Source organism: Nonomuraea gerenzanensis (assembly GCF_020215645.1).
In the GTDB taxonomy this organism is placed as follows: domain Bacteria; phylum Actinomycetota; class Actinomycetes; order Streptosporangiales; family Streptosporangiaceae; genus Nonomuraea; species Nonomuraea gerenzanensis.
In genome coordinates this window covers 6,317,338-6,333,661 of record NZ_CP084058.1, presented here as the reverse complement: position 1 = coordinate 6,333,661, position 16,324 = coordinate 6,317,338, and the positions used below count along the sequence as shown (strand labels likewise).

At 72.8% G+C, this 16,324-nt stretch carries 16 protein-coding genes; 6 read left to right on the top strand and 10 right to left on the bottom strand.

Annotated elements, in window-relative coordinates; genetic code table 11:
* Positions 1–105: 105 nt before the first annotated feature.
* From LCN96_RS29580 to LCN96_RS29565, 4 genes are all read right to left on the bottom strand, one after another.
* Positions 106–1,152, bottom strand: coding sequence for a sigma-70 family RNA polymerase sigma factor (locus LCN96_RS29580; protein WP_225265692.1), 1,047 nt, complete (start codon positions 1,150–1,152; stop codon positions 106–108).
* An 82-nt stretch (positions 1,153–1,234) separates the two neighbouring features.
* A complete protein-coding gene (locus tag LCN96_RS29575; RefSeq protein WP_225265691.1) occupies positions 1,235–2,713 on the bottom strand; it encodes a serine/threonine-protein kinase in 1,479 nt (492 codons plus the stop codon).
* Between the two features lie 122 nt (positions 2,714–2,835).
* Positions 2,836–4,251, bottom strand: a complete 1,416-nt coding sequence (locus LCN96_RS29570; RefSeq protein ID WP_225265690.1) for a cellulase family glycosylhydrolase — start codon at positions 4,249–4,251, stop codon at positions 2,836–2,838.
* A gap of 103 nt (positions 4,252–4,354) precedes the next feature.
* Positions 4,355–4,936 (bottom strand): TetR/AcrR family transcriptional regulator, encoded by a 582-nt coding sequence (locus LCN96_RS29565; protein WP_225265689.1) that lies wholly within the window; start codon positions 4,934–4,936, stop codon positions 4,355–4,357.
* 135 nt (positions 4,937–5,071) lie between these two features.
* Here LCN96_RS29565 and LCN96_RS29560 point away from each other — a divergent pair, with 135 nt between their 5' ends.
* From LCN96_RS29560 to LCN96_RS56745, 3 genes are read left to right on the top strand one after another with little or no spacing between them, the layout of a single operon-like run.
* Positions 5,072–5,827 carry an ABC transporter ATP-binding protein gene (locus LCN96_RS29560; RefSeq protein WP_225265688.1) on the top strand — a complete coding sequence of 252 codons (756 nt, stop codon included), beginning with the start codon at positions 5,072–5,074 and terminating at the stop codon, positions 5,825–5,827.
* A complete protein-coding gene (locus LCN96_RS29555; protein ID WP_225265687.1) occupies positions 5,824–7,521 on the top strand; it encodes a hypothetical protein in 1,698 nt (565 codons plus the stop codon). The genes LCN96_RS29560 and LCN96_RS29555 overlap by 4 nt, the downstream gene beginning before the upstream one ends.
* A 35-nt stretch (positions 7,522–7,556) precedes the next feature.
* Positions 7,557–7,691, top strand: coding sequence for a hypothetical protein (locus LCN96_RS56745; RefSeq protein WP_263657336.1), 135 nt, complete (start codon positions 7,557–7,559; stop codon positions 7,689–7,691).
* Positions 7,692–7,803: 112 nt separating this feature from the next.
* Here the strand turns inward: LCN96_RS56745 and LCN96_RS29550 are convergent, their stop codons facing one another.
* Both LCN96_RS29550 and LCN96_RS29545 read right to left on the bottom strand, forming a co-directional pair.
* Positions 7,804–8,106 carry an NAD(P)H-binding protein gene (locus tag LCN96_RS29550; RefSeq protein WP_225265686.1) on the bottom strand — a complete coding sequence of 101 codons (303 nt, stop codon included), beginning with the start codon at positions 8,104–8,106 and terminating at the stop codon, positions 7,804–7,806.
* Positions 8,103–8,495 (bottom strand): hypothetical protein, encoded by a 393-nt coding sequence (locus LCN96_RS29545; RefSeq protein ID WP_225265685.1) that lies wholly within the window; start codon positions 8,493–8,495, stop codon positions 8,103–8,105. Before LCN96_RS29545 ends, LCN96_RS29550 begins: the two co-directional genes overlap by 4 nt.
* 93 nt (positions 8,496–8,588) lie before the next feature.
* On the opposite strand from LCN96_RS29545, the gene LCN96_RS29540 reads away from it, so the two are divergent.
* Positions 8,589–8,948 carry a 5-carboxymethyl-2-hydroxymuconate Delta-isomerase gene (locus tag LCN96_RS29540; protein ID WP_225265684.1) on the top strand — a complete coding sequence of 120 codons (360 nt, stop codon included), beginning with the start codon at positions 8,589–8,591 and terminating at the stop codon, positions 8,946–8,948.
* Between the two features lie 8 nt (positions 8,949–8,956).
* Here LCN96_RS29540 and LCN96_RS29535 read toward each other — a convergent pair whose 3' ends face one another.
* Complete coding sequence (locus tag LCN96_RS29535) at positions 8,957–11,587, bottom strand: DUF7824 domain-containing protein (RefSeq protein ID WP_225265683.1); 2,631 nt, start codon at positions 11,585–11,587, stop codon at positions 8,957–8,959.
* A gap of 130 nt (positions 11,588–11,717) precedes the next feature.
* On the opposite strand from LCN96_RS29535, the gene LCN96_RS29530 reads away from it, so the two are divergent.
* Entirely contained in the window at positions 11,718–12,740 is a 1,023-nt protein-coding gene (locus LCN96_RS29530; protein ID WP_225265682.1) for an LLM class flavin-dependent oxidoreductase, read from the top strand.
* Positions 12,741–12,812: 72 nt separating this feature from the next.
* Here the strand turns inward: LCN96_RS29530 and LCN96_RS29525 are convergent, their stop codons facing one another.
* Both LCN96_RS29525 and LCN96_RS29520 read right to left on the bottom strand, forming a co-directional pair.
* Positions 12,813–13,046 carry a DUF6289 family protein gene (locus LCN96_RS29525; protein WP_225265681.1) on the bottom strand — a complete coding sequence of 78 codons (234 nt, stop codon included), beginning with the start codon at positions 13,044–13,046 and terminating at the stop codon, positions 12,813–12,815.
* Positions 13,047–13,108: 62 nt separating this feature from the next.
* On the bottom strand, positions 13,109–13,690 hold the full coding sequence (locus tag LCN96_RS29520) for a DJ-1/PfpI family protein (protein ID WP_225265680.1): 582 nt from the start codon (positions 13,688–13,690) through the stop codon (positions 13,109–13,111).
* A 241-nt stretch (positions 13,691–13,931) separates the two neighbouring features.
* On the opposite strand from LCN96_RS29520, the gene LCN96_RS29515 reads away from it, so the two are divergent.
* On the top strand, positions 13,932–15,467 hold the full coding sequence (locus LCN96_RS29515) for a long-chain-fatty-acid--CoA ligase (RefSeq protein WP_225265679.1): 1,536 nt from the start codon (positions 13,932–13,934) through the stop codon (positions 15,465–15,467).
* 3 nt (positions 15,468–15,470) lie between these two features.
* Here the strand turns inward: LCN96_RS29515 and LCN96_RS29510 are convergent, their stop codons facing one another.
* Positions 15,471–16,322, bottom strand: coding sequence for a helix-turn-helix transcriptional regulator (locus LCN96_RS29510; RefSeq protein WP_225276082.1), 852 nt, complete (start codon positions 16,320–16,322; stop codon positions 15,471–15,473).
* Between the last annotated feature and the right edge of the window lie 2 nt (positions 16,323–16,324).

The following is a 16,324-nucleotide window of genomic DNA, read 5'->3' as shown; positions in this document are numbered from 1 at the left end:
CCGGCTGGGGATCGCGGGTGGGATGCGGCCGGCCGCCTGCCCGGCATGCCGAGCGTGACGAGCGCCAGCCCCCAGAGCTGCTCCGAGGTCATCCTCATCTCCCGGTCACAGGCCGCGCAGGGAGCGGGGGAGACCGAAGAGCGGCAGGATCGCGTTGTCGTGGAAGCGCGTCAGCGCCGAGACACGCTCGCCGGACAGGGTCAGCACCATCAACCCGTGCGCGTGCAGCACCGGTGTGCGCGGGTCGCGCAGGTAGCAGCCGAACGCCGGTTGACCGTTCGCCCTGGTCGGGATCAGCGTGTAGCGCCGGCAGCCGGGCAGGGCGACCGTGGCCAGGAAGTGCCGGATGGCGTCCGGGCCCTGATACTCCATCGGCAGCGGCGGCATGGTCAGCCACGCGTCGTCCGTCAGCATGGCGACGATCGCGTCCACGTCGCCCGCTTCGAGCGCGCGGCGCAGGCCGTCCACGATCCGGCGTTCCTGCGGCGAGCCGGGCAGCGGCGCGCTCTCCCGGTCGCGGCCGGGCAGCTCGGGCGCCAGCGAGGCCCGCGCCCGCTTCAACGCCATGGTCACCGCGTTGCCGGTCGTGCCCAGCATCCCGGCCACCTCGGCGGCCCTGAAGCCCAGCACGTCCCGCAGCACCAGCACGGCCCGCTGCCTCGGCGGCAGCCGCTGCAGCGCCGTCAGGAACGCCAGCGACACCGACTCCCTGACCTCGTAGCGGGCCTCAGGCCCCGGCACCTGGCCGGCCAGCTCGTCCAGCAGCGCGTCGGGGTAGGGCTCCAGCCAGCTCGGCTCCTCCCGGCGACGCGACGGCTCGGGCATGGCCACCTCCGTACGGTGGGCCGCCGGATCGTGCGGGCGGCGGGCACCGGCCCGCAGCGCGTTCAGGCAGCGGTTGGTCGCTATCCGGTAGAGCCACGTGCGCAGTGACGCGCGCTCCTGGTAGCCGCCGATGCCGCGCCAGGCGGCCAGCAACGTCTCCTGCAGCACGTCCTCGGCGTCCTGCACGGAGCCCAGGATGCGGTAGCAGTGCACCTGCAGCTCGCGCCGGTACGGCTCGACGAGCCCGCGGAACGCCTCACCGTCCCCTCCGCGCGCCCGCTCCAGCACGTCCGGATCGGCGCCTCCGGCCGGTGAGGTCTCTCGCATGTCGGCTCCCGGTCTCTGGTCGATCCTCTCTCTGAAGGGATGGACACCGCGGACGCGGAAAACCGGTCGGTCGCCGCCGGGATCACTGGGCTTCCACGATGGGGACGCCGTCGAAGCGCCCGAGGCCCAGCAGGTCGAGGTCCGCCTTGGCGGCGTCGGCGGGCAGCCCGCGGAAGACGGCGAAGAACTGCAGCGAACCACCGGCGTTGATCACGTTGGCGTAGCTCGCCCAGTACGTGCACTGGCAGACCTCGCCCTCCACGTACGGGTGGTAGGCCTTGGCCGAGCGGCCCGGCCGGATCGAGATGCCCTGCACGTCCCACGCCCCCTCGCCGCCCAGGATGCTGAACAGGTCGGCCTGCTCGCCGCCGGTGGCGAGGTTCTCCACCGTCCACTCCAGCCGCACCTCGTCGAACTCGCGGACGAGCCGGTCGATCGAGACGTGGACGGGGACCTGCCTGCTGTCCGAGTTCGAGACGAACAGGTCCCTCGCGGCCAGGCCCGTGGTGGCGTGCACGTGCGTGGGGGACGAGACGGTGACCGTGGCGACGGCGGCGGTCCGGGTCGGCGAGACGGTTTGCGAGACGGTGGGCGAGACGGTGGGCGAGGCGTTGCCCGACTGCAGCAGCGCCACGGCGGTGACGGCCGAGGCCAGCAGCGCGGCGCCGATCGCCGTCACCGGGCGCACCCAGCGGGCCCTGCGCCGGGCCGGGGCGGGCGCCGGGTCCCGCTGCCCCCATGACCGGCTGACCAGGTCGGTGGCGGCGGCCACGTTGATCGACTCGCGGCCGAGCAGGCGGTCGAGCAGTTGCCGCGAGGTGGGCCGCCGGGCCGGGTCCTTGGCCAGCGCCTGCTCCACCAGCGGATACAGCCGGGCGTCCAGGCCGCTGAGGTCCGGCGCGTAGTGCACCACCCGGTACAGCACCTCGTGGGCGCCGCCCACGCCGAAGGGAGCCTTGCCCGTCGCCGCGTGCACGACCACGCCGCCCCAGGCGAACACGTCGCCGGCCGCCGTGACCGGCTCGCCGGCGGCCTGCTCGGGCGACATGTACGCAGGCGTGCCCACGATCGCCGCGGACCTGGTCGCGTCCGGGGTCAGGAACTGGGCGATGCCGAAGTCGATGACGCGGGGGCCGAGGGAGCTGAGCAGGATGTTGGCGGGTTTGAGGTCGCGGTGCACGATGCCGGCCTGGTGAATCGCGACCAGCGCCGTGGCCACGCCGACGGCCAGCGCCTCCAGGTTCGCGCCCGACAGGGGGCCGCCGTCGCGGATCGCCGTGGCCAGGTCGGGGCCGTCCACGTACTCGGTGACGAGGTAGGGGGTCTGCCCGTCCACGCCGGCGTCCAGGACCGGGGCGGTGCAGAAGCGGGCCACGCGGCGCGCCGCCTCGACCTCCCTGGTGAAGCGGCGCTCGAAGCCGGGGTCCGTGCCGGGGTGCAGGACCTTGAGCGCGACCGGTGGTGAGTCTCCGAGCCGGGCCAGGTACACGGTGCCCATCCCGCCTCGGCCGAGGCGTCGGATGATGGTGTACGGGCCGATCTGCTGGATGTCGTCACTCACCTGCCTATTGTGATCATTTCGGCTTGCGGGGTGGTATCAGAACGCTTACTTCTCGTACGCGGACGTCCCGCGCCCGGCACCACCGGCCGGGACGCGGGACGCCCTCGCCACACCTGCCCGCGTCAGAAGTCGTCGGCGGTGCGGATCCTGTCACGGACCCAGACGCCGGCCTCCTTGAGGTTGCCCGTCCCGGCGAACGAGCCGTTCGGGCAGGTCCCGGTCCTGAAGACGGCGCCGGTGCGGAAGTCGTCGGAGTAGTTCCAGTTCACCCAGCTGATCTTCTTCTGGGCCATCAGGTCGAGGTACTGCTGCGACCTGGCGAAGTCGTTGGCCCCGTCGCCGGACGCGCTCTGGGTGCCGAACTCGGTCACGAAGATCGGCAGCCGGTCGGCGGCCCTGGACAGCGTGTTCAGGTACTCGGTGCCGTGCGAGCCCGCGTAGAAGTGGAAGGTGTACATGATGTTGGCGGCGTTGACCGGGTTGCTGACGATCTCACTCTCGTCGCCGCCGCCGGAGACGCCGAGCGACGACCACGCCCGGGTGCCCACCAGGATCGGGGCGTCGGGGTCGTGCTGCCGGATCACCGGGATGAGCTGGTGCGCGTAGTCGCGGATGACGGGCCACGTGACGGCGTCGCCGTTCGGCTCGTTCGCGATCTCGTACAGGACGTTCTTCTTGCCGTTGTGCCGCTGGGCGATCTCGGTGAAGAAGGTCCTGGCCCGGGCGAGGTTGTACATCGGGTCGCCGGGGGTGAGCAGGTGCCAGTCCACGATCGCGTACATGCCGCGGGCGGTGGCCATCTCGATCAGGGAGTGCACGCGGTCGGTGAACAGCCGGGGGTCGCTCTCGTAGCCGCCCTCCTGGATGTACATCGAGATGCGCAGGACGTCGGCCTTCCAGTCGCCGGCCAGCGCGTCGAGCGAGGCGGCGTTGAGGCACTGGTTGTACCACTGGATGCCGTGGCTGCTCATGCCGCGCAGCTGGATCTGCTTGCCGTTCTCGTTGCAGAGCTTGATGCCGCACACGCGCAGCTGCCCGTTCGCCTGCACGGGCGTCCCGCCGCCGCCGCCGACAGGGGCGCCGTAGACCTCCAGCTCCCACAGGGAGTAGCCGTACGGGGTGCCGCGCTGCGTGCCGTACACCCGGACGTACCGGCCGCTGCCGCTGACCGTGAGGTCGTCCACCGCTCCGTCGCCGGCGGTGGTGGCGTAGACGTCGCTCCAGGTGGAGCCGTCGGGCGAGGTCTGCACCCGGTACGCCGTGGCGTGCGCGACCTCCCAGGTCAGCCGTACCCGGGAGAGGGTGTGCGCGGAGCCGAGGTCCACCCGGATCCACTGCGGGTCCACCCCTTCCGCGCTGGCCCAGCGCGTGGACGTGCTGCCGTCCACCGCCTTGCCGGGCTCCAGGCCGGCGGCCTCGACCGAGGAGGCCGTCACGGCCTTGCCCTGCGACACCAGCGGGTCGGCCGCCGCGTCGGCGCCCGCCGGCACCATGAAGGGCAGTGCCAGCGCGGCCACGATCGCTAAGATCCTTCTCACGTACGACTCCCGTTAGGAAAGTTTCTTAACTTGCGGCGCAGCCTAAGTTGACATCAGACCTTACACAAGGCCCAAATTCCAGAAAGGGCGCCGGCCGCCCGGCTCAGTGCCTCGGGCTCAGGCCGGCGAAGAGGGCGTGCAGCACCCGATCGACGTAGTCGTGGCTCACGGGCTCCTGACTGATCAGCAGCCGGTAGTACAGCGGCCCGGACAGGATCGCCATCACCAGGTCGAGGTCGAAGCCGGCGGAGACCTGCCCCTGCTCCTGGGCCGCCTTCAGCCGGGCGACGGTCTTGTCGGTCTGCGGCCGGATGAAACGCTCGTCGAGACCGGCGGCGACCGCGGGATCGTGCTGGGCCTCGCCCACCAGCGCCTGATAGAGCGGGCCCCAGGGCGGATTGGCCAGCAGGTCCACCGCCGCGTAGATCTGGCAGCGCAGATCGGCCAGGATGTCGCCGGTGTCGGGGTAGTCGAGGACGGGCTCGTTCAGTGACAGCAGCGAGTCGAGGAACAGCAGGCCCTTGGAGGGCCAGCGGCGATAGATCGTGTGCTTGCCGACCCCGGCGCGGGCCGCGACCGCCTCGATGCTCAGCCTGGCGTAGCCGAGCTCCTGGGCCAGGGCGAGCGTGGCTTGCATGATCGCTCGCGTGCGCGTCGCGGCGCGATCGTGGCGGCTGGTGGTCACGTCGTCATCCTAACGGCACGGCACGTGCCGTATTGACAGATTCCTGGCGATCTGCCGAGAATGGCCGCGTCCGCTAGCGGCACGGTACGTGCCGTTCCAGCGGCCCCGCTCACCGGACGCTCAGGAAAGAAGACCGTGCCCGATCTCCCCGTCCCCGCCATCGAGGTGGCGGACCTCACCCAGCGATTCGGCTCCGTGCTCGCCGTCGACCGGCTCAGCCTGAGCGTTCCGCCAGGCATGTTCTACGGCATCGTCGGCCCGAACGGAGCCGGCAAGACCACGACCTTGACGGCCCTTTGCGGCCTGCGCGAGCCGACAGCCGGAACGATCAAAATCGCCGGCCACGACCTGCGCACCGAGCGCGAGGCCGCCCTCGCCCAGCTCGGCGTCATGATGGACGGGTTGTCCCTGCCCGAGCGGCTGACCGCCACCGAGGTCCTGCGTTACAGCGCCGGCCTGCGCGGCCTGGACGACGGCTGGCGGGCCCGCGCGGCGGACCTGCTGGAGATCCTCGGGCTGGACGCCGTCCCGCGCACGCTGGTCGTCGAGTACTCCACGGGCATGCGCAAGAAGATCAACCTCGCGCTGGCGCTGCTGCACCGGCCCCGCGTCCTGGTGCTGGACGAGCCGTTCGAGGCCATCGACCCGGTCTCGGCCCACTCCATCGAGCAGGTGCTCAAGCAGTACGTGGACGCCGGCGGCACCGTGCTCCTGTCCAGCCACATCATGGACTTCGTCGAACGCAACTGCCGCCGGGTGGCGGTGGTGGCCGGCGGGCGGGTGCTGGTCGAGGGGCCGGTGGCGGAGGTGGCCGCGGGCTCGACGCTGAACGAGCGGTTCATCGAGCTGGTGGGGGCCGACCCGGTACGTCCGCTGGAGTGGCTGCGATGACGGGCGCCCTGTTCGCGCTCAAGCTGCGCCTGTTCCGCAACGGCCCGCACCAGGAGCGCGCGTTCAGCCTGGTCACCGGCCTGGTGCTGGCCGCCCTGGTAGTCGCGGCTTCGGTGCCGGCCGCGCGCGGCGCGATCCACCAGGGCTGGATCGCGGTGGCGCTCACCGTGTGGGGTGGCATGTGGGTGTTCGGGCCGTTGGCCCAGCCTCGCCATGATCCGTCGGTCATCTCACGCGAGTGGCTGCGCGGTTATCCGCTGCGTCCGTGGCGGCTGGCGCGGGCGCTGTCGTGGACCGAGCTGGTGGGCGTCGGGCCGGTGATCACGCTGGTGTGCCTGGTGTCCCTGGTGGTGCTGGCCGCGCCGGGCGGTCCCGCCGCGGTGGCGGTCGCGGCCGGAGCGGTGGTGGGGCAGCTCTATCTGCTGATCTGGGCGGGCAAGACGGTGGCGGCGCTGGCCGCCTGGCTGCTGCAGACGCGGGCCGGGATGACCATGGCCGGGCTGCAGACCGCGATCATGTTGGCGGTGTCGTTCGCCGGGTGGGTGCCGGTCGCGGCCTGGCTGCTGCCGCGGCTCGGCGAGGGCGACACGGCGGTCGTCACCCCCGCGTTCGGGGAACTGCCCGCACCGCTGATCGACGTGCTCGCCGCTCTGCCCACCGGCTGGGGCTACGCCGCGACGCTCGCCGCCCGCGACGGCGCCGGCCTCGGTGGCGACTTCGGTGCTGGGGTCGGCGCTGGATCCGGCGCTGGATCCGGTGCTGGGGTCGGTGCTGGGGTCGGCGAAGGGTTCGGCGCGGTCGTGCTGCCGCTGGCGGCGCTGCTGGTCGCGGGCGCGCTGCTGCAGCTGGCGTGGGTCGCGTTGACGGCCCGGGCCCTGCGCCGGCCACCTCGCCGGGCCACCCCGCGACGGCCGGCCGTGCCGGGACGTCCGCTGCCGTTGCCGTTCACCACCCCGCAGGTCGCGGCGGTCGTCTCCCGGGAGCTGGCCACCTGGCTGCGCGACCCGGCGCGCGGGGTCGAGCTGCGCAGCGCCTGGCTGACCCCGCTGCTGATGGCGCTCATCATCGCGCTCACCGACTGGACCTGGGCGTTGCCCCTGACGGGCCCCGCGGCGGCGGTGTTCGGCGCGATGGTGGCGATCAACACCTACGCCCTGGACGGCACCGCCCTGTGGCAGCTGCTCACCACCCCGGGCGCGCTCCGGGCCGACGTGCGCGGGCGGATGCTGGCGTGGGCGCTGCTGTTCGGCGTGCCGTCCGTCGTGCTGACGGCCGTGCTGTGGGCCGCGACCGGCTCGCCCCTGGGCGGTGCCGCCGTCGGTGGCGCCGTCGCCGCGTCCGCGACCGCCTGCGCGGTGGCGCCCCTGCTCGCGCTCGTGATGCCGGCCGTGGGCACCGACGCCCGCGACCGCGTCTACCCGGGGCAGCAGGCGGGCGATCCGACGGGCGGCCAGATGACGGTCTTCCCGGTGGTCCTGCTCGCCGCCGTCCTGCCCGGGATCATCGGCGGCTCGGGGTGGGTGGCCGCCCTGTGCGCCGTCGTGCTGGCCGCCGTCGTCCTGTACGCCGTCCCGGCGCTCACCGTGCGGCTGCTCCAGCGGCGCGGCACCGGCCTCCTGGACGCGATGGCCTCCCGCGACGCCGCCGTGACCCGCTCGGTCCGCTCGGCCCGCTCGGCCGGAGGGGGCGGGTGAGGGGCGGCTAGGAGTCCCTGGGTGAGGTCGGCGCGGTGGTCGGTGACCCAATGGACGAAGGTGCGGCCGGGCTTGCCGAGGACGCGTTCGACGTCGGGCAGGACCGGGGGCGGCTCCTCGGCGTACTCGGCCTGGTAGCCGAGCAGGTATTCGGGTCGCTCAGCGAGTAGGCCTTGTTGATGGCGAACTCGCCCGGCCGGACGTGGGCCCATGGCAGGCCGGAGGCTTCGATGACCTGCTCGGCCTGGTGCAGCATCTCGTAGCTCCCCGGCCGCCGGTCGGTCACGGCGTCACTGGTGAGGGTGACGATGCGGGTGAGCCCCGATGCGACGGCCTGTCCGGCGAAGGCGCCGGCCTGCTCGGCGGCGCGGCGGGGTCGGGGTCGAGCAGGCCGGCCAGGTAGCAGGCGCGGTCCACGCCGTCGAGCGCGGCGGGCGCGTCGCTGATGTCGCCGGCCACCAGTTCCACCCCGTCGGGCAGGGCGGCGGTGGCGGGGTTCCTCGTCAGGGCGCGTACGTGCTGTCCGGCGCGCAGCAGGCGGTCGGCCAGGATGCGCCCGGTCGCGCCGGCCGCCAGGATCGTCATGGAGGTCCTCCGTTCGTGGACGGCGGGACGGGCCGCGGGCCGCCGATCGAGCCCGAGTGCCGGCCGTGACCGTCGTGGACATGATCATCGAACCGGCCGGTGCGGCGCCGCGTTCGCGTCAGCGCACGGTCCGGCTCCGCCATCGCGGCGATCGCCGCCAGCACCGCCGCCTCATCAGCGGCCGCCTTCTTGGCGCCTCGGCCGCCGCGTGCCGCCGGCTTCAGTTCGGCGGCGCGCGCCTTCATCGCGGCGCGCTCCTGCTCGGAGAATCCCTCCGCCGATCGATCGTGTCGCGTCTTCTCGCTGCCGTCCTTGGACGTGCCGCTCATGACGTGGTGCCCCTTGTCAGCCGTCGGGAGGGGATGTCTGCACGCCATCCGCACCGGCACCGGTCAGGGCTTCTCGATTCCCGACCGATCCAACGCCCCGCAACGCCGTACGCGGCTGCTGATCCCAGGCCGGGAGCCTGGACAATGAGCGGCATGCCACACATCACCGTCGACTATTCGCCGTCGCTGTCCGAGGCCTTCGACCGGCACGGGTTCGCGCTGGCCTTCCATCCCGCCGCCGCCGAGCTGATCGGCAGCGCCGTGCAGAACTGCAAGACCCGCTTCCGCCCCATCGACGAGGCGGTCATCGGCGGCGGCGGGGCCGGCGAGGCGATGGTCCACCTGGAGCTCGCGATCCTGCCCGGCCGCGACGCCGACACCAAGGCGCGCCTGGGTGAGCTGGCCCTGGCGAGGCTGTGCGACCACCTCAAACCGGCCACGGGGCTGAACGTGCAGGTCACCGTCGAGGTACGCGACCTCGCGAGCTACCACAAGCGCGTCCTGACCTCGTGACGGGCTGATCATCCCGCGATCACCTCGTGCAGGCGCCGTGCCTGGTGCAGCAGCTGGCTGGAGCCCTTGCGCGCGGCCACGTCCGCCAGCCCCGGCAGCTCTCCCCGGGCCCCGGTCAGCTCCGCCGCCCGTACGGCGACCTTGAGCAGCTCGCCCAGCCCGGCCCTCGCCTTCTCACCGGGCGCGGGCAGCAGCAGCGGGACCGCCTCGGCCAGCGCGGCCCACACCTCGGCGTGCGCCCCGGCCGAGGTGACCTCGTCGAGCACGCCGGTGACCCGGTTCAGCTTGACCTGCTCGCCCCGGACGAGATGGCCCACGGCCCGGCCGAGGTCGGCTGCCGGCAGGCCACCGTACGCGGCCAGGGTGATGATCGCGTCGGCGGCGAACGCCCGCTGGGCGGGCAGCTGATGCCCCATGCCGATGACGAGCGTGCTGGCGGTCGCGATGCCCGCGGGGCCGCCGGTGTGCGCCAGGGCGGCCACGACCTCGACCTGGCCGTCGGTGCTGTCCATGACCCACGGCAGGCACGCCAGCACGTGCGCCGCCACGGCCTCGCGGTGGGACGGCATGGTGGGCGGCCACCACACCATGTGCCGGGAGAAGGAGGGATAGTGGGGTTCGGGGTGCAGGGTCCAGAGTTCGGCGAGCTGCCCCGTGGTTCCTTCCGGCGGGGTGAGGCGGGCGTGGGCCTCGTGGAGCGACTGCTGGTAGTACGCCGGCCGGTCGAACGCGAGCAGCTCCCAGGTCACGGTGGGCTCGGGCAGGCCGCCATCGCGCAGGCAGGCGGCCAGCCGCCGGCCCGCCCGGGAGGGTAGCTTCTCCGCCCGCACGACCAGCTCGGGATCGAGGTCGCGCGGCAGCCGGAGCAGCGCCTGCAGGAAGTCGGACTCCAGGGGCTCGGTCTCGCCCAGCACCTCCATGCGCTCGACCAGGGTGGCGGCATCGACGTGCCCGGTGGGCGAGGTCGGTGTGGCCAGCAGCAGGGGGATCGTCCCGCCCCGTTCGAGCAGATCCATGACCTCGCGGAAGCGTCGCTGGACGAATCGTTGCGGCGCGGGTTCGGAGCTGGGCCAGCGGCGGCTGTTCTCGTTCAGCGTCTCGGTCAGTACGCGGCCGTCGGCGGGCGAGACGACGGCCAGCGCGCAACGCATCAGCAGGAAACGGATGTCCTCGTCGAAGCCGGAGATGCCGAACGCGATCATGGACGCGTCGAAGGGATGCCGCCAGCTCGCCCGCCACCAGGGCTGCAGCGCGGCCACGACGGCGTCGCGGTCCTGGTGGGTCAGTGTGACCAGGGCGGCGAGCACGCGTTCGAAGTGCGCGGGGACCTCAGGCCAGAGCGGTTCGGCCAGCGCGGCGGCCAGCTCCCCGACCGAGGTGATGGGCGGGGCGAGGGCGGGCAGCGGCGTGGCGGTGAGCGTGGCGGCGGTCACGGGCTCCGGCTGGAGCTCCTGCACCGCGCCGTAGCCGGCGGCGACGCGTTCGCGCAGGTCGGCGGGCAGCCGGACGGCGGCCTCGCGGATGGCCTCCCTGCCGGGCTCGGCGGCGTGGGGCGCGAGCTGGATCGCCAGCCGCACCGCACGTTCGCGCAGGGCGGGCGTGTCCACGGTGAAGACGGGCGCCAGCGCGGCCACCGCGAGGGCGCCCCTGGACGGCGGCGCGGCGGCGACCCACTGCAGCGCCGCCGTCATGTACTTCTTCTCCGGCCGGAACGCCAGCGCCTGCACCGCCTCGGCGAACAGCTCCCCGTCGAGCGCCGGCTCCGCCCTGCGCAGCTCCTCCAGCGCGAGCTGCACGACGGGCGACGGCGCAGACGGGATCATCCGGACGAAGTCGGTCACCGGGATCTCGGCCACCGCCGGTTCGAGCTGCTGCCACAGCATGATGAACGGAGCCGCCTCGGCCGCCTCCACCCCGGCCAGGAACCGGCTCACGCAGCCGTCCAGCAGCAGCCGGCGCGGCACGCGTCCCGTCGCGGCCAGCCCGGCGAGCTGCCCGAGCACGGTGCGGTCCTCTCCCCATTCGCGGTCCCAGAGGAGCCCGTCGGCCACGCCCTGGGCCTGGAACAGGCGTGGCAGCATGTGATCGAGCAGCGGATCGTCGGCGAGCACGCGGCTCCTGTCGCGCCGCTGCTGCTCGGCCCTGCGCAGCACCCATCCGGCCACGAACGCGTCGTTCTCCGGCGGCTCCGCACCCGTCTCGGCCACCAGCGCCGCGGCCAGATCCCAGTTTCCCAGCGCCTCGATGCGCCGCCACGTCGAGCCGGTGCCGGGCCGCAACCGCTCCACCAGCCGTACGGCCAGGTTCCGCCGCCACTCCTGCGGCCGGTCGCCCAGCACGGCCAGCATGCGCGCGACATCGGCCACCGGCTCCACCTGGCGCAGCTCACGCCGGTCCAGCCAGCCCGCCACCTGCTCGGCCCCGCCCAGACAGGCCGCTCCGGCCAGACGGTAGAGGGGGGCCAGCCCGCGTACCCGCTGCTGGGCCTCGAAACCGGCGCGCGTGCGTTCGCTCAGGTGGGCGGGCAGGTGCCGGGCGATCGTGCGCTTGTCGTCGGGGTGGAGGGCTTGCAGGTGGGTGAGGAGGGTCGCGGCGGAGCCCGTCTCGATGTGGTCGAGGAGCTCCTGGACGGGGGTCATGCGGGGGTCTCGGATAAGGTGGTGTGGATCATGGGCGGCAGCGTATTGATCGCCACCGACAAACTCCCTGACGACGTCTGAAGCTCTGCGGAGCAGGAATGTCCTTGACGTGCGGAAGGTTGAAGAGCGTATGAAGAAGATCGGTTTCCTGAGCTTCGGCCACTGGTCGTCGTCACCGTACTCGGAGGCCCGCAGCGCGTCCGACACCCTGCTGCAGTCGATCGAGCTGGCGGTGGCCGCCGAGGAGCTGGGTGCCGACGGCGCCTACTTCCGCGTCCACCACTTCGCCCAGCAGCTCGCGAGCCCGTTCCCGCTGCTGGCCGCCGTCGGCGCGCGGACGAGCCGGATCGAGATCGGTACGGGCGTCATCGACATGCGCTACGAGAACCCGCTCTACATGGCCGAGGACGCCGGCGCCGCCGACCTGATCGCGGGCGGGCGGCTGCAGCTCGGCATCAGCCGGGGATCACCCGAGCAGGTGATCGACGGCTGGCGTTACTTCGGGTACCAGCCGGCCGAGGGCGAGAGCGAGGCTGACATGGCGCGCAGGCACGCGGAGGTCTTCCTCAAGATGCTGGACGGCGAGGGGTTCGCGCAGCCGAACCCGCGGCCGATGTTCCCCAACCCGCCCGGCCTGCTGCGCCTCGAACCGCACTCGGCGGGGCTGCGGCAGCGCATCTGGTGGGGGTCCAGCTCGAACGCCACCGCGAAGTGGGCGGCCGGGCTGGGCATGCACCTGATGAGCTCCACGCTCAAGGACGACGAGAACGGCAAGCCGTTCCACGTGCAGCAGGCCGAGCAGATCGCGGCCTACCGGGAGGCGTGGAAGGAGGCGGGCCACGAGGGAGAGCCACGGGTGTCGGTGAGCCGCTCGATCATGCCGATCGTCAACGACACGGACCGCGCGTACTTCGGTCACGAGCGCGGCAGCTCCGACCAGGTCGGCTTCATCGACGCCAGCACCAGGGCGATCTTCGGGCGCACGTACGCCGCCGAGCCGGACGTGCTGGTCGAGGAGCTGGCCGCGGACGAGGCGATCGCGGCGGCCGACACGCTCCTGCTGACGGTGCCCAGCCAGCTCGGCGTGGACTACAACGCCCACCTCCTGTCATCGGTCCTGACGCACGTCGCCCCCGCGCTCGGCTGGCGCTGACCGCGCCGCGCCGCGCAGTGCCGGGCCGCGCAGTGCCGGGCCGCGCCGGCCCGGGCCTGGGGTGACCGGCCGTCAGCACGGGCTCTCGTAGAACTCCAGGTAACCGCTGCGCACACCCCACATGTCGACCGCGCCATTGCAGTCCTCGTACTTCTCCCCGACCACGACGGTGCGGGTGGAGTCGCTGTAGTAGACGGTGACGCAGGTGTGGTCGATCTTGCAGGCGCGGGCCTGGGCGGGGCCCGTGGTGACGGCGGTGACGGAGGCGAGGGCGAGGACGGTGGCCAGCAGGAGGCGACGGATCATGGGGGGTTCCTCCGGAGGGGTCGGACGCTCTGACTCGATGGTCGGCTGAGACGGCCGATTGATCAAGAGGCGGCGCCGGGCCGAGCCGCAGGCGGGTACTCGACGGCGGCGGAGACCCGGTCTGCGGTGGCGGCGCCGAGTTCCCGTTCGGTGATCCACAGGCCCAGGTCGAGCCCGGCGCTGAGCGCGCCCGCGGTGATGCGGTCGCCGTCGTCGACGACGCGCTCGTCGAGGACGGCGACGTCGTAGGCGCGCAGCTCCTCGTAGGCGTTGCGGTTGGTGGTCGCCCGGCGGCCCGTCAGCAGCCCGGCGGCGGCGAGCAGCAGCGCGCCCGTGCACACCGACGCCATCCAGCGCACCGAAGGCGCCAGCGCGGCCAGCCGCGCCGGGAGCACGCCGCGCCGCGCCTGCGCCCAGGTGCCCTCCGGGGCCCGGTTCAGCCAGCCGCCACCCGGGACGATCACGCCGTCGGCCCGGCCCAGCACCCCGGGCACCTGGAGCCGCACGCCGCGCATGCTGGTCACCGGCCCCGGCTGCTCGGCGGCGACCAGCTCGACGTCGAAACCCGCCATCGACAACACCTCGAACGGCCCGAACACGTCCAGTTCGTCGAAGCCGTCGAAAATCACCAGTTCGATTCGCACCCGGCCAGAATCCCGCGCGGCCGTCCGGGCGGCGAGTGGCATCCTTGCCACTGTGCACAAGGAACCACTGTGCGCCACGAACCTGCGCCTGCACTTCCAACGCGCCTACTCCACCACGCCCACCGCGTACCGGCGCGCCTTCACGCCCTGACGCGCGGACCTCAGCACGTTCGTACAAGTCCTGCTGGGACCCACAGGAGCACCCTGGGGACGGACGACGCGTTCCCACGAGAGGGTCACGATGCTCAACCTGTCGATCATCCTGGAAGACAGCGCCCGCAACGCGCCGGACCGTACCGCCCTGGTCTACGGTGACCTGCGCCTGCCGTACGCCATGGTGGACTCCGTCGCGAACCAGGTGGCCGGCCTGCTGGTGGCGCGGGGGATCGGCCGGGGCGACAAGGTGGCGCTGCTCTGCCCGAACCTGCCGTACTTCCCGTTCGTCTACTTCGGCATCCTCAAGGCCGGGGCGACCGTGGTGCCGCTCAGCGTGCTGCTGCAGCCGCGCGAGATCACCTACCACCTGACCGACAGCGGCGCCAGGGCGCTGTTCTGCTTCGAGGGCACCGCCGAGCTGCCGACGGGGGCGCGCGGGCGGGAGGGGTTCGACGGCGCGCGGGGGTGCGAGCACTTCTTCGTGCTGCCCGCCACGCCGCTGGCCGCCGAGTCGGAGCACGGCGAGTCGTTCTGGGCGGCGCTGGACGGCATGCCCCAGCAGTTCGAGACGGTACGGACCGGGCCGGAGGACGTCGCGGCCATCCTCTACACCTCCGGCACCACCGGTCAGCCCAAGGGCGCCGAGCTGACCCACGCGAACCTGCTGCTCAACACCATGGTCAGCGACCAGATGTTCCCCACCGCGCCCGAAGGTGACGTCTCGCTCGCGGTGCTGCCGCTCTTCCACTCCTTCGGCCAGACCTCCGTGATGAACGTGAGCCTGCGCCGCCGCGCCACCCTGGTGCTGCTGCCGCGCTTCGAGCCGGGTCAGGCGCTGGAGCTCATGCGCAGGGAGCGGGTGACCATGTTCGCCGGGGTGCCCACCATGTACTGGGCGATGCTCTCGAAGATCCACGCCGAAGGGGCGGAGGTGCCCGCGACGCTGCAGGTGGCGGTCTCGGGGGCGGCCGCCTGCCCGGTCGAGGTGCTCAAGGACTTCGAGGCCACGTTCGGCATCCCCATCCTGGAGGGTTACGGCCTGTCGGAGACGTCCCCCGCGGCCTGCTTCAACCAGCTCAGCCGGCCCACCAAGCCCGGCACCATCGGCTTCCCCCTGTGGGGGGTGGAGATGCGGCTGGTGGACGGCGACTGGAACACCGTCGAGGGCGAGGGGCCCGGCGAGATCGCCATCCGCGGTCACAACGTCATGAAGGGCTACCACGGGCGGCCCGAGGAGACGGCCGAGGTGCTGCGGGACGGCTGGTTCCGTACCGGCGACATCGCCACCCGCGACGAGGACGGCTACTACGCCATCATCGACCGCACCAAGGACCTGATCATCCGGGGTGGGTTCAACGTCTACCCGCGCGAGGTGGAGGAGGTGCTGATGACGCATCCGGCGGTCTCGCTGGTGGCGGTGGTCGGCGTGCCGCACGCCTCGCACGGCGAGGAGGTCAAGGCGTACGCCATCCCGGCGGCCGGCGCGCGGGTGAGCGAGGCCGATCTGGTCGCCTGGGGCAGGGAGAACATGGCGGCCCACAAGTACCCGCGGATCGTCGAGTTCTGCGAGAGCCTGCCGATGACGGCGACGGGCAAGATCCTCAAGCGGGAGCTGCGGTAGGGGTCAGGGCAGCCAGTCGATCGCGGCGGCGAGCTCGGACGGGGTGTTGCCGAACGTGCGGCGGAAGGCCCGGGTGAAGTGGGGTCCGTCGGTGAAGCCGGCGGTGTGCGCGGCCGAGGTCAGCGTCTCACCGGCGGCCACCCGGTCGATGGCCCGCCTCAGGCGCAGCCAGCGCACGTACGGGCGCAGCGGGATGCCCACATCCGCGCTGAACAGGTGCGCCAGCCGGCTCGGGGACAGGTGGACGGCGTCCGCGACCGCCCGCAGGCGTACCTGGCCTGACGGGAGGAGCGCGGGGATGACCGCGATCGCCGCCTCCACCGCCGGGTGGGGCAGGGCGTCGGCGGTGCCGCTGTGGCCGCTCCACGCCTCGACGGTTCGCAACGCGCTCGCCGCTTCGGTCGAGCGGGTGTGATCGGGTGGTGGTGGGGCGAACATGAGGGGACGCCTGCCGCCACAATCGTCTGCGGCCGGCGGGCTGCCGTTCCGGGTGGCGGACGGCGACCAGGACGAGGCCCTCGGCCCGGCGCCCGAGCGCGCGAGCAGCGACCGCCCGGCCGAACTGCGCGGGTCCAGGTGGGCGAGCAGGGCCTCGTGAGCCCCGGCCAGCACCGTGTGCCCGGTGTCGGGCGGGACGACGGCGACGCGCGTCGTCACCCGCTCACCGCGGGCATCGGCCATCGTGAACGGCTCGGCGGCCACGATGAGCTGCACCGCGTGGTGCGCGTGCGGCTCGTTCCTGCCGACCGTGCCCCCGTACAGCAGCAGCCCGGGCCGCAGCAGGCACCAGCCACGCCAGGCATGCCCCGGCACATCGTCCGCGTCGAGCCGGTCGGGAACCCGGCGACCGTGCACGG

Coding starts and splice junctions, on each gene's coding strand:
- LCN96_RS29530 (WP_225265682.1), top strand. CDS start 11,718: ATGAAGAAGATCGGTTTCCTGAGCTTCGGCCACTGGTCGTCGTCACCG.
- LCN96_RS29580 (WP_225265692.1), bottom strand. CDS start 1,152: ATGCGAGAGACCTCACCGGCCGGAGGCGCCGATCCGGACGTGCTGGAG.
- LCN96_RS29525 (WP_225265681.1), bottom strand. CDS start 13,046: ATGATCCGTCGCCTCCTGCTGGCCACCGTCCTCGCCCTCGCCTCCGTC.
- LCN96_RS29540 (WP_225265684.1), top strand. CDS start 8,589: ATGCCACACATCACCGTCGACTATTCGCCGTCGCTGTCCGAGGCCTTC.
- LCN96_RS29550 (WP_225265686.1), bottom strand. CDS start 8,106: ATGACGATCCTGGCGGCCGGCGCGACCGGGCGCATCCTGGCCGACCGC.
- LCN96_RS29515 (WP_225265679.1), top strand. CDS start 13,932: ATGCTCAACCTGTCGATCATCCTGGAAGACAGCGCCCGCAACGCGCCG.
- LCN96_RS29555 (WP_225265687.1), top strand. CDS start 5,824: ATGACGGGCGCCCTGTTCGCGCTCAAGCTGCGCCTGTTCCGCAACGGC.
- LCN96_RS29535 (WP_225265683.1), bottom strand. CDS start 11,587: ATGACCCCCGTCCAGGAGCTCCTCGACCACATCGAGACGGGCTCCGCC.